The 12,897-nt window shown below is 62.0% G+C and carries 9 protein-coding genes; 3 read left to right on the top strand and 6 right to left on the bottom strand.

Annotated features, from left to right (window positions below):
- Positions 1–282 precede the first annotated feature (282 nt).
- Positions 283–1,362 carry a trypsin-like serine peptidase gene (locus NKK52_RS20515; protein ID WP_023683035.1) on the top strand — a complete coding sequence of 360 codons (1,080 nt, stop codon included), beginning with the start codon at positions 283–285 and terminating at the stop codon, positions 1,360–1,362.
- A gap of 154 nt (positions 1,363–1,516) precedes the next feature.
- Positions 1,517–3,355 (top strand): MORN repeat-containing protein, encoded by a 1,839-nt coding sequence (locus NKK52_RS20510; protein ID WP_023683036.1) that lies wholly within the window; start codon positions 1,517–1,519, stop codon positions 3,353–3,355.
- A gap of 25 nt (positions 3,356–3,380) precedes the next feature.
- Here the strand turns inward: NKK52_RS20510 and amrB are convergent, their stop codons facing one another.
- The 5 genes from amrB to NKK52_RS20485 form a co-directional block, all read right to left on the bottom strand.
- Positions 3,381–5,096 carry an AmmeMemoRadiSam system protein B gene (gene amrB / locus NKK52_RS20505; protein ID WP_033000347.1) on the bottom strand — a complete coding sequence of 572 codons (1,716 nt, stop codon included), beginning with the start codon at positions 5,094–5,096 and terminating at the stop codon, positions 3,381–3,383.
- Between the two features lie 155 nt (positions 5,097–5,251).
- Complete coding sequence (locus tag NKK52_RS20500; RefSeq protein WP_050591970.1) at positions 5,252–8,230, bottom strand: caspase family protein; 2,979 nt, start codon at positions 8,228–8,230, stop codon at positions 5,252–5,254.
- A gap of 57 nt (positions 8,231–8,287) precedes the next feature.
- Positions 8,288–9,001, bottom strand: a complete 714-nt coding sequence (locus tag NKK52_RS20495; protein ID WP_023683039.1) for a DUF4760 domain-containing protein — start codon at positions 8,999–9,001, stop codon at positions 8,288–8,290.
- Positions 8,998–9,390, bottom strand: a complete 393-nt coding sequence (locus NKK52_RS20490; protein WP_031203957.1) for a hypothetical protein — start codon at positions 9,388–9,390, stop codon at positions 8,998–9,000. The genes NKK52_RS20495 and NKK52_RS20490 overlap by 4 nt, the downstream gene beginning before the upstream one ends.
- An 89-nt stretch (positions 9,391–9,479) precedes the next feature.
- Positions 9,480–11,699 (bottom strand): caspase family protein, encoded by a 2,220-nt coding sequence (locus NKK52_RS20485; protein WP_023683041.1) that lies wholly within the window; start codon positions 11,697–11,699, stop codon positions 9,480–9,482.
- Between the two features lie 295 nt (positions 11,700–11,994).
- Here NKK52_RS20485 and NKK52_RS20480 point away from each other — a divergent pair, with 295 nt between their 5' ends.
- Positions 11,995–12,399 carry a Fur family transcriptional regulator gene (locus NKK52_RS20480; protein WP_023669789.1) on the top strand — a complete coding sequence of 135 codons (405 nt, stop codon included), beginning with the start codon at positions 11,995–11,997 and terminating at the stop codon, positions 12,397–12,399.
- Positions 12,400–12,407: 8 nt separating this feature from the next.
- On the opposite strand, the gene NKK52_RS20475 is transcribed toward NKK52_RS20480, so the two are convergent.
- On the bottom strand, positions 12,408–12,896 hold the full coding sequence (locus NKK52_RS20475) for a macro domain-containing protein (protein ID WP_023683042.1): 489 nt from the start codon (positions 12,894–12,896) through the stop codon (positions 12,408–12,410).
- Position 12,897: the final 1 nt, after the last annotated feature.

Below are 12,897 nucleotides of genomic sequence, written 5' to 3'. Positions count from 1 at the left end.
AACCGAAATCCGACTTTTGCTAATCGTGCCCCATCGGGCAGAGCCCACCCAAACCCTATAGCCCCCCACGGGCTACGTGGAAGCGATTTGTCATTGCCAATGTTGGATTATTTTAGGCAGTATATCGACGCGGGTGCGTTTGGCGGAGGGCTTTAACGAGGCCGCCCGGACCGATGATCCGATACGGGCGGGTAACCAAACTAATTTTTTAACTCCACCACGATCTCGACAATATTTCTGTATTTTGCTCCACTCCTTGCTGACTTTTGGGAGAGTCTCACCATGACGAAACTGACAAGCACTATCATTGCGTCCGCACTGCTATCCACCGCACTGTGGGCGATGCCTGCCTTCGCCGCCGATCCCGGCTCAGCGAATGCCGGCAATGGCGAAAGCATGCGCGATCTCGGAACGGGCGACTACCAGCCCGGCCGTGCAAAGCCGATCGCGCCGCCGAAACTGACCGAAGATGAAGCCAGCCGGGCAGCGCCGCTGACCGACGAGGGCACGGCGGTCAAATCCTATGGCATCGTCGGACGTTCCGCCGATGGCAAGGACATCAAGATCGATGCCGGCGAGACGCTGAAGGACCTTGTCATCAAGGAACTGAATGCGCCCGCTAACGCACCAGCGGCCAACAAGACCGGGCTGACGGGCGGCGACGAAGCCGGCCGCCAGGTGTTCGGGGCCGACGACCGCGAGCAGATCAAGAACACCAAGACGTACCCGTTCACCGCGATCGGGTATATCGAAGGCAAAGCCAAGAGCGGTTATGGCAGCTGCTCGGGAACCCTGATCGGTCCGCGCACGGTGCTCACCGCCGCGCATTGCCTCTACAGCAATGAAGACAAGGCTTGGCTCGACGACGTCATCTTCGTGCCGTCGCTCAACGGCAACACCGCCGACGATGCACCGTTTGGCGCTTTCAGCTACGAGAGCGTCTATATCCTGCAGGGCTTCATCGACAATTATCAGGGTTACTACGGCTCGGTCATTCCGTGGGACCTCGGCATCATCACGCTGAAGCAGGATGTCGGCACCAATCTCGGCTGGCTGGGTTATGCCAACTATGAGAACCTCGGCGATTTCACCGCAAACATCGTTGGCTACCCCGGCGACAAGCCGATGGGAACGATGTGGAAGGCGACCTGCGAAGTGAAAGCCGAAAACGTCGGCGCGGAGTATTTCCAGTACGACTGCGACACCTATCCGGGGTCGAGCGGCAGCTCGGTCTACGCCTATGACAATGGCGCCAAGCAGCGCGTCGTCACCGGCGTGAACGTGGCCGAAAGCCCCAACGCCAACACTGCGGTGCGCCTGAACGCTGCCAACGTGGCGTGGATCAACAGCCTGTACAAATAAGGCCCGATCTTTCGCCGGCAAACAGCGGCGAAAACCAGCAATACCAAACCGGCGGCGGGACGTTCCCGCCGCCGGTTTTTTGTATCGAAACACCTCTCTTGCACTGTGTTACAGCGGTGCTTACGCTAGGCGATCCAAGGGGTTGGGTAATAAGATGGCGCGGGCAAGAATGATCTTCGGGGTCAAAGCGATCGCGGCTGCATCCACGCTGGCCGCACTGACATGCTTTTCCGCTATGGCCGATCAAGGCGGTGCCGCACCCGATGGCACCTGGGCCGAGCGGGTGCAAATCCTCTATCAAAGCGAAACACGTTCGGTGCTGCGCAAGAATGTACGGGTCTGGGATTCCCACCCGGAATTGGGTCTTGATTTCACCTGGGAGCCGGCAGCCGGCGTGTCGCCGGACCGCACCGTCGCAGCCGACGGCACCGTCAACGGCAAGGGCAGGCTGGTCTGGCGCGTGCGCGGCTCAGCGAGCTACGACCCCAAGACGATCTATTCCAGCTATTTCGGCGAGATCAGGAATGGCCGCCCCGAAGGACAAGGTCGGCTGGAGTTGCGTTCGGGCGAGGTGCTCGACGGCCATTGGGTCGCCGGCCAGCTCGACGGCCATGCGATCCATGTCGATGCCGACGGCAATCGCTATGAAGGGCAATTCAGGGCCGGTGTGCCGAATGGCGAGGGTAGGCTGGAGACGAAGACAGGCGAGATATTCACCGGCCCGTTTGCCGATGGGCTGAAGAACGGCAAGGGCCGCACCCGGCTGCCCGGTGGCACCGTCTACTGGTCGCAATGGGCGATGGGCAAGGAGATCGGCGGCGCACGCCCCGACGTGTTGGCCGATGCCAGGGTGGGCGGGTTGCTCAAGGCGCAAACCGGCGGCGGTTCCGCCGACAAGGTCGAGATCGGCATTGCCGTCGACCAGCGCATGACGCAGCAGGCCGACATGCAGTACCAGCATCTGGTGCGCGACGAAGACATCGCGATCTATCCGGTGTCGGACGAGTACAATGACGCCTGGAACGGCACCGGACAGGTTCGTACCGGCAATGTCTATGACGGCATGGACTGGGAGCAAGCGCCGGCCTTCGCCGAAGTTGACCTCAAGACGACCGATCAGTCACGGGTCAAGCTCGACAGCCTGGAAATGAAGGTGGCCTCGAGCGAAGCCTATCGCAAGCCGATGCTGTCGATCAGCGAGCACTATGGCTGCGTCGGCTTCCGCCCCGATTTCTCGATCGTCAACAATGGCTGGGGCGACGTCAAGGACATGAAGATGTCGATCCAGTTCACCAGGACCGACGAGGAGGACAACGCGACCGGCGAGCCGAGCCGCATGTTTACAAAGGACATCGGCACTTTCGGCGATGGCGTCGACGTGTCGGTCAAAAATGTGCTGACTGAAGCCGGCGTGGATACGACCACGCTCGAGACCGAGCGCTTCACTTGCCCGTCAAGGGACAGCCTGGATGTCTGCCGCGCCCAGGTGGCCAACAAGGTCAAGTTCGGCGACGTAGCCGATTATATCAGCGGCAGCGTCGAGAAGATGAGCGTGACCGGGATCGGCAAGTTCGATTATTCCTGGGCCGACGATCAGGGCGCTGTCACCCAGCAGAGCGAGCCGTTTCGCGTCGTCGTCTCGCTGGTCAGCATCGAGGTTCCCGAATCGCTCGCCGAATGCGGCGATGGCGGCGGCGCCTCGCCCGAAGCGCTGCGTTACCAGAACATCGAATTTCCGATCGGCAAGAGCGACTACAGCATCCCTATGCCGGTGCGCGGCAACAAGAATCTCAGCTCCTACACGGCACGGCTGAAAATGTGGTCGTCAATGTCGTCGATCCACCGTTTCAGTATCGCCGCCCATTTCGCCGACGGCAGCACACGTGAGAGCAAGCCGACCACATTCTTCTATTTCAAGCCGAAGCAATCGCTGTTCGAAACCAAAACCAAGCCGGCGCTCTGCTACCTGCCGGCCGATCTGGAAGGCTGCTGAACCGTCTCTTGGTTTTGGACAGGCGCTATTTCGACCCCATCTCGAAATAGTTGGGCAGCGGGATCAGCCGGGCAAAGATCGTGCCCTGGCTGAACACCCTGAGTTCCAGCATCGAGCCGGACGATCGCTCGGCCTTCTGGTCGAACAGGAAATTGCCGAGCGAATAGATCTCCGCGACATCGCCGCCGGCGAGCGGCAGGATCGCCTCGCTCGACACATGCGGATGGCCGCCGACAATAGCGGTGACACCGCGCAGCCGCATCTGGTCGGCAAGCATCTCCTCGCGCGGCGACGGCTCGGTCTTGTACTCGCGGCCCCAATGGACAAAGGCAATCACCGGCCGTTCGGCGTTGTCGTGCAGCAGCCGGTCGAGCAGAGCAGGCGTCAGAAGGTCGGTATTTTTCGAACCATTGGTGTCGATGTCGGTCAGCCCGACAAGGTCGAGATCGGCAAGCGCCTCAGTCTCCCCCTGGCCGAAATGGGCGATGCCGGCCGCATCGACCGCGCTCAGCGTCTCGGCATAGCCGGACGGGCCGAGGTCGTAGGCGTGGTTGTTGGCAAGGCTGACGGCGGCGACATGCAATTTCTTCAACATGTCGATGGCGAGATCGGCGGGCATGGCCAACGTCATGTCGTCGATCGCTTCGGGGACGTTGGGCAGGATGACGCCTTCGAGGTTGACGATCAGCGGCCTTGACCTGGTCAGGGCAAGCACGCTGTCGACGATCCTCTCGGCGACGCCGTCACGCACCAGGATCTTCTTCATGGCGCGGCCGAAATTCACGTCGCCGGCGAAATAATAGAGCTTGTCGTTTGGCCGGGTCGGGTTGTTGAAGCCGGGGCCGAAGGCGCCGAACAGCGCCACGACATAGCTGGTGGTGCGCTCCACATAGTCGCTTGAATGCGCCTGCGAATTCTCGTTGGCGACGACCAGGGGTGCTGCGCCGAACAGCTCGCGCTGCAGCTTGGTCTGGATGTAGAGCGCGCCGACCGAATCGGCGTGATCCGGCTGGCGAAGTCCCGCGATGCCGTCGAGCGAACCGGCGGCGAGCATGTTCAGCGTCTGCTGGTCGAAAAGCCTGGCTTCGTGCTGCGGCAGATAGTGTGAGAAATCTGTGGATTCGACGATCAGCGTATCCTTGTCGACGATCGCTTTCAGCGCCTGCGCCAACCGGTCCCAGTCGCTGCGCCTGGCTTTGACCGACATCGCCACCGGCACGATTTCGGCCTCGGGAAAATAGCGATGCAGGAAAGGCAGCATCGCCTGCACGCCATGCTCCTTGGCAAACAGGCAGGAGTCTTCGACCATGTCACTGTTCGCCTCGAGAAGGCGCACGGCATCTTTGTCAGCCAAGACCGAACCGAGGACTGTTTCAAAACCGCGCGTCGTCGTGGCGAACAGCTTCTGCGTCTTGTGGAAATGGTCGGGCGACAGGATGACGATGCGATTGTAGCGGAAGCCGGACGCGGCATGGAAACCGAGTGCGACGAGATCGGCCACCAGCAGGTGGTGCGGTACGGTGATGCCGGTCAGCCGCTGGTTGGAGGGCTCGATTTTGGTGACGGCGGCGATGGCGTCGGTGAAGAGGGTGGGGTCGGGGTAGAAGGAGGGGAAGTTTGTGTCGCCCGGCGGGCAGGCGACGGGGGCGGCGGATGCGTGAAGGGGAAATAGGAGAGTGACTGCAAAGATCAGAAGAATGATGGTCTGCGCCCAGGCACCCCCCTCTGTCCTGCCGGACATCTCCCCCGCAAGGGGGGAGATTAGCTGTTTTGCGGTTTTCGCTAATCTCCGACGTTGAAGAAAAAAGCGCCGCCAAAGAAGCTGCCAATCTCCCCCCTTGAGGGGGAGATGTCCGGCAGGACAGAGGGGGGTGCCTGGGCGCAGACTTGGCCTCGTCACGGCTCTGCCAGCACAATGTTCTCCACGCCGCCGACATAATAGAACGGCTTCTGCTTCGACGCGGTCAGCCGCATCACTTCGCGCGAAATGTAATCGGCGAGGCCGAACAGCGTCACGCCGCTGTCGGAAGTCTTGGCTCGGCCGCGCAGGCCTTCGAGGATCGAATAGGTGAAGACGCCATGGCCGAGTTCGGGCAGCTCGGCGGCGGTGTTGTTGGCGGCGGTGGCCGAGAACACGACGATGCGCGCGTCCTGTGCATCCTTTTCCAGGCGCGGGTTGAAGGCGTTGGCGGCATGGCATGTGTCGAGCAGCATGAAGCGCATGCCCTTGGCCCGCTCGACCGATTTCTGGATGTCGCCCCAATCGACAAGCGAGGAGCGTTTCCAGCGGTCGGCATCCTGTTTGCGGCCGTCGGTGGGAATGAAATAATAGTCTTCGTCGATGTTGATACCGTGGCCAGCGACGAAGATGATGGTGGTGTCGTTCTCGCCGGGTCTGTCGAGGAAATCGGCCAGCTGGTCGTCGATGGTGTCGGAATCCGGCTCCAGGATGCTGTCGGCGCTGGCGACCTTGAACACGTCCTTGCCGGCGTCGGGCGCCTCGTCGAGTGCTTCGCGGTTGACCAGAACCAGCGTCTCCATCGCCGAGAACAAGGGCGCGGATTTCTGCGAGATCACCTTGAGGAATTCGGTTGCGTCGTCGACGGGGTAGCGCAGATCGCAGGCGCGGCCGGCGCAGGCATCGGTCAGGAAGGGATATTTGTCGACGCCGATCACGGCGACGTAGAGCTTGCCCTTGTTGGCAGGCTTCTCGGTTTTCCTGGCCAGCGCGGTAACGCTGCGCTCGGTCAGATAGCCGAATTCATTGGTGCCGGTGATGCGGATGGTGTTCTCGCCATTCTCGACCGGCACCTCGACGATCGTGCTCTTGCCACCGTCAGCCGAGCGTGCCGTGACATCGCCGACATTGCGGCTGTTCGACAGGATCGAGAACCCGGCGACATCGGCGCCGGCTTCCTTAGCGCCAGTGATCTCGACGGCGACATAGCCCTCGCGGACATTGCTCTGGTCGTCGGCAAGCTTGATGCCGAATTCAGGCGGCTTGCGCTGAAGCAGCTTTTCCAGTTCGCGGTCGACGCCCGGACGCATTTCCTGGACCGCCTGCTCGGCGCTGCGCAGGACAATGGCCCGGCGCACCATCTCCGGGCTCCAGAGATACTTTTTCAGCTGGCCGGCGCTGATGAAGCGCCCCTCATGATCACGGCCCTGATTGACGTGCCAGCCGATCAGCTTGTCGCCATCAGCAGAGGAATAATAATAGCCCTGCGGCATCCAGGCGATCCATTCGGAGCCGGCGAAGAACATCGATACGATCAGTTTGTGGCTCTTCAAATTCCACAGCCGCAAGGTCTGGTCGGCGCTGCCGGTGACCAGCAGTCCTTCCTTTGCGGAGGCGGCAACAGCGTTGATCTCGCCGGTGTGGCCGGTGAATTCGCCCGATACCTCGGCGGTCGCGGTTTTATACTCCAGCAGCGTGCCGTCGCTGCCGCCGGTGATCAGGCCAAGGCCGCTGCCGATCAGCGTATAGGCCGAATGGACGAAGCCATTGGTGGCGGCATTCTCGATGCTGTGCACCAGCTTGCCGTTGCTCGAGATTTCCAGCACGGCATTCTCCAGGCCATCCTTGCCACCGGGGACAGCACGAAGCGACCATTGACTGTCGGCCAGTATGGCGCGGGCGTAGGCGCCCTGTTTCACCAACGCTTCCGGATCCTCGAAGAATCGCTCGGCCGTGGGTAGCGCCAGGGTCTTGTCCAACGTGCCCAGAAGTTCGGGACAGGACACGCGTTCGGGGCAGGGATTGGCATTGCCCCATGCTACGGAGCCGCTCGCCGCATCGATGCCGATCGCCGTCACCGGTTCGCCGACGCCTTGCAGCAGCGCCTTGCGCTCGCCGGTCAGGGGGTCCCAGACCTGGATGGCGTTGCGGGTGCCACCGGCTGTCGCCACCAGCGAACCGTCAGCATAGCTGGCACTGGCAAACACCGTGCCGTCATGGCCGTTGTAGTCGAGCACCTGCTCGCCGCTTTCGGTATTCCAGACCACCGAGCGGTGCTTGTCGGCGCAGCGATAGCTGCAGGACGCGACAAGCCGCGATCCGGCTGCAAAACTTAGCGCACCGATCTGGAAATCCTGCTTGGGCATGGCACGGACGAGCTTGCCGTCGCCGGCCTGCCAGAGCTGGACGTCGCCGTCCTTGCTGCCGGTGGCGAAAAGCTTGCCATCCTGCGAGACGGCGAGGGCGGCGACGCCGACATCACGCAGTGGCTCGGCCTCGGCTGGCAAAGCGATTTCCTCTGACTTGGCGACGTCCCAGAGCCTTATGCCATTGTCGGTGGTCGTCGCTGCCAGCCGGGTTCCCGCGGCAGCGAAAGCCAGCTTTTCCACACGCCAGGAATCGGCATCGAGTTTTGCCGCCAGCGTCCAGCCGGATGTGGATTTGCCATCCGCCCGCCAGAGGTAGACGAAGCCATCGCCACCACCGGCGGCGAGCATGTTTCCGTCCGGCGCAAAGGCGACATCATAGACCGCAAAGTCGGCGGCCTTGAGCACGGCCTTGATCTTGCCGGTGGCGAAATCGAACAGCCTGACATCGCCATAGGGTGGCTTGTCGCCGATGCCGGCGCCGAAATAACCGCCGGCGGCGATCGTCTTGCCATCCGGCGACACGGCAATCGCAAAGACCTTGCCGTCATTGCCGTTGCCGAGATAGCCGCGGATGGTGCGCAGCGTCAGCCCGCTCTGCCAGTCCCAGATGCGGATGGTCTTGTCGTCAGACGCGGAGACCAGTTCCTCGCCGTTCGGCGTGAAGGCAAGGTCGGTGACCCTGGCGCTGTGCCCACCGGTGTTGAGATCGAGATGGAAGTCGAGATCTTCGGCACGGGCGACCGACGCCAGCGCCAGAAGACCGAGCATGATCAGCAACCGGAAAGCACGCAAGGGATGGGAGTTGCCCGGCACCTTCGTGCGCCGCTATTTGGAGTCAGCGGGCGGCGGCGACCCGTGGCGCACATAATTCTCGATCGCCTGGGCATAATTTGCGGAACCGGCCTTGCGTTCTTTTTCGATGTAGCCGGCAAAATAGCTCCAGAACGACACCGCATAGTCGCGGAAATAGGCATCGGCGACATCGCGCGAACAGAGCTTGCCCTCGACGCAGATCGAGAGACGATTGAGGAAATAGACGATGCGATCGAAATTGTCGTTGAAGTCGGCGATCGGCATGGTGCCGCCGCCGGCAGTCATCGCCTCGATCCCGATGCGTTGCCGAAACACTTGTTCCTCGGTCGGCGACGGCGTGGCGCTGAGCAGATTGTCGTATTTGGCGTTGAGTGCCGACAGGCGCTCCTTGAGCGCGCGTTGCGCCTGCTGAAAATCCTTGCTTTCCCAGAGCTCGACCAGCGACATCGTCTGCTCGACGCGCTTCTGTTCCTGGTTTGCCAGAAACTGGAAGACCGAGAAGCCCAGGGTGAAGATGATCGCCAGGCGCACGGCGAGACCCGACCAGGCGTAGATCAGCATGCGCCAGTCGCGGTCGGTGAACGGGTTGGCTTCCTTCTTGATCTCGTGACTGCTCGGCCACGGAAAGCCTTCGGTGGTTTCGGGCAAGGTCGCCGGCTTCTTGGCCGGTGCCGGCGCCGATGTGACCGGCGATTTCTGCGTTGCAGTGCCCCCCGGCTTTTTCATCCGCAGCTGTCCAGTTGGATAATGGCGGTGGGATCGAGCACGATGCCGGGTGTCTCTAGCTTCTTTTTCAGGCAATCGAGCTGCGTGCGCGAAATCATGAACTGCACGTCCGGTTCGGCAGCCGCGTTGCTGGGTGACGGCAAGGGCTCGACCACGCCGCGCGAGGCGCAGCTGGAGAGATCGACGACAACGGCCGTGTTGCCGGTCTTGGCGATCTGGTCGTACTGGTCGAGAAAGCAGGTGGCGAGCTCGGAATTTGTGACGATCTGCTTGGCGCACAGGCCGCAATTCTCGTCCGCCGAGGCGCTGGCAACCAGCAACAGGCTGCCGGCAAGGCCGACCGTCGCTGCACGCCAGGAGAGCACGGGGATAGTCACTGATGTCCTCATCTGTTGCATCCAGCCGCGGCGCATAGAAGTGTCGCGAGCCGGGAATGTTCATATATCACGCCGGCAAGAGCCGGCGAAGCGATGTCAGGTCAGGCGCGGGGCACCGTCTCCATCGGGAAGATCATCACCGCGCCTTTGGGACCGCTCTCGTCGGCAAGCCGCATCACCGAGCGCGTCGCCGGCGCCATGCCGATGTCGGCCAGCATGTCGGAAAAACCAGGCGTTCCCGATGCGGCACGCGTCACGGCGCGCACGCCTTCCTGGGCAAGAAAGCTCAGATCCTCTTTCTCGCTTTGCGGCGGCGCCTCGGTCAGCACGGCAATCATTCGCTCCATGCCGAAGCTGGTGTCGGTGAAGGCGAGCAGCCCTTCCTTCAGGCCCTGATCGGCCTGCTGATTGATCGGGGCCAGCCGCTCGGCGACGATGTGGGTGATCGAATAGTCGCTGCCGATATATAGCACGTTGATGTCGACGAACTCGTCGGACCCGTTCTTGGCCGCAATGTGTACCTGATCGCCCGGCGAAACGCGCGGCACCGTTGACGATTCGATCGGCTCCAGCGCATCGCTGTCCTGGCGCTTGATCAGGAACTGGACGCTGACCTCGTCCGGCCGGTAGTCGGACGCCGCGGCGAGCCGCGACAGGCCGGTGGCGCGGAAGATCGTGGTCAGGGTCTTGGCTGTGTTTTCCGCAAGCTTGTCGCGGCCATCCTGATGGATGACGACGCGCGGCGGCTTGCTGCCGTCCTTCAAGCTGATGTCGCCGGACGCCGGCAGGAACCACAGCGCCGGTTCGTCGCTGGCGTTGGCGGCAGCGCCGTCCATGGATTTTTCGCGCAGCACCGCAAGCCGCAGATCGGCGCTCTTGCCGGGCTCGACCAGCGCGATGTGGAAGCCGGACTTCGGCTTCGCCACCATTTCGTCCAGAACCGAATTGACCAGCCCGGTTTCTTTTTCGAGCCCTGCGGTCGGCGCCGGCTTTGCCACCAGCAGCTTGTAGTCGACTGCGAGTTCGGCAACGCGCGCATAGGCGCCGGCGGGCACCGCCGTCGGCGCAAGCGCCGGCTTGCCGTCGAATTCGACCGGTGCGAGCTGGCTTTCGAGGTTTTTTGCCGATTTCACTTCGAGATAGCCGACGGCGTCGGAGAGCTTCGACAGCGCCGAAGGCAAAATGGCGAGCTTGCTGCCGGGGGTCAGACCCTGCAGCAGCCCGGCGCCGATCGCGACATCGCCGTCCTTGACGGCAATCGGCCATTGCATGACGGCGTCGGTCTTGTCGGTGCCGAACACGCGGGCGTCCAGTTCGCCCTCGAACAGGGGCGTCGGCCTTGTGCGGCCGTCGGCCGAATATTGCTGCAGCACGGCCTGGCCGAGCTGGCGATAGGTGACGTTGGGGTTCTCGGCCAATTTCGACAGGATGGTGAAGGTGAACAGGCCGAAGCGCGGCGCGTCGGGCGTGCCCTTGGGCAGCGGCATTTCCGGCGTCGTCTCGACCGTCTGCGCGGCATAGAAGGCGACCAGCTTGCCCCGGGCGATCGGCTCTGCGCCGGTCGGCGTCAGGTTGAAGGCCGGCTTGCGGCCGCCATTCTCGTCGAAACCGCGCGATGCGCTTGCCGAGATGTCGTCATAGGCCTTCACCGCGGCTGCTCTCGCCGCGTCGTCGCCGCCGACGAGGTCGGCGAACTCGACCTTGCGCTCCAGTTCGTCATCGACTTCCGCGGCGCGCGTCGCGGTGCCGGAATGGCAGCAGTCGAACACCACCCAGACAAAGGCGCCCTTGTCGCGGATGGCGTCGAGTGCGGCGCCGACTTCGTTGTCGACCAGCGCGTTCGGCACGCCCTCTTCGCGGTTGATCCATTTGTCGATATCGGAGGGCAGGAAAATCTCGTCGAGGCCGTCGGTCTCGTCGCCGGCCTTGGCCTGCGGCTGCTGGGCGCCGTGGCCCGACAGATGCAGATAGACGAAATCGTCGCGTTGCACCTTGCCGGCGAGGTCGGCAAGGGCGGCCTTGATCGCCGCATGCGTCGGCGGGCCGTTGGCGCCTTCGACGTCCTTGGCGAGCAGGATCACGTTCTCGGCCGAGAACTTCACCGGATCGGGCGTGTTCTTCAGGAGATAGTCGCGCACCAGGCCGGCATCGTTCTTCGGCCCGATCAGCCAGTTCTTCTGCGGCAGGTTCGGATAGTCGGTGCAGGCAACCAGCAGCGCGTGATAGGTGCGCGAGGCGGCGAGAGCGCGGAACGAAACCGTACCGGCAGCCACAAGCGCCGACGTGCCGACGAGCAGCGTCCGTCGTGTCAGTTTGATCATAATTGCTTCCCCAAGCCCGATCGAATTTGCAAGTGCGGCACCTTTCGTCGCGAATTTTGTCAGTATTTTGAATGTGGTCGGTGCCGTCAATCGGCGGTGGTGGTCATGGTGTCGATGGCGATAACGGAAACAGTGGCAAAAAGCCTGCTTCGTCGCTATCTCAAGGGAATTGAGACCGTCGCATGGCAGAAATGATTTGCGAGCGGCGCTGGATCAAACAGATGGAACGTGATGTCGTCCGAGAACCGCTCCACACTTTTCGGCATCATGCTCTAAACGATCGGAAAACGGGATCATGGCGGCAAGGGATGTGCTGACGAAGAATCAGCTGAGCGTACTCGAAAAGCTCGAGGCCGCCAGCGGACCGCTCAGCGCCTATACGCTTCTCGACCAGCTGCGCGAGCGCGGTTTCCGCGCGCCGCTACAGGTTTACCGGGCGCTCGACAGCCTGGTGAAGTCAGGCTTCGTGCACCGGTTGGAAAGCCTCAACTCCTTCGTCGCCTGCGCCGAACCGCACGACCATACGCATTCGATGACAGCCTTCGCTATCTGCGACACATGCGGGCAGGTGATGGAGATGTCCGACCATGACGTCGACCATCGGCTGGACGAATGGGTGCGCTCGACCGGGTTTGCTGCGAAGAAGGCGGTGATCGAGTTTCGAGGGACGTGTGCCAAGTGCCTGGCTGAGGCGGCTTAGCTTGCTTCCTACTTGAGCCGAGGCGGTGCGCTATTCTCGAATTCGTTCAAGAATGTCTCATAGATGACGTACCGCGTAGGCCCAGGTGTTAGCTGCTCCATAAGCAGGGGTTTCACCTCGTCGAGCCAAGATAATTTGCCAAGCCCAGACCCGATTTTTGGCAAGGCGATGGATTCTACCCGGTTTTTGTCGGCCCATTTCACAAGCCCGCGAACTGCTTTCCGTAAATAGGGAAGCGTGGCGTGATACATATCTGGCTGGGTTGCCAGATAAATGAAGCCCGGCTGATTGCCGTCTGGCTCCAATGTCCAGATATGACCCCCAATAAACCTGCCGGTCCGAGCATATTTCTTGAACGCAGCCTGCACATTCGGCCACTTTTTCGAAATCTTCAGCGCAAGTCCGGTGCCAAGGCCCTCTTGATTGCCCTCTGCCACGCCTTGAGCGATATAGCTTTCCTGGGCGGCCAGCAGGTCTCCGGTGACAAAGACAATCATC

It is taken from the genome of Mesorhizobium sp. C277A (genome assembly GCF_040324395.1).
Classification (GTDB): Bacteria; Pseudomonadota; Alphaproteobacteria; order Rhizobiales; family Rhizobiaceae; genus Mesorhizobium.
The sequence above is the reverse complement of the archived record's forward strand: the minus strand, read 5'-3'. Positions and strand labels throughout refer to the sequence as shown.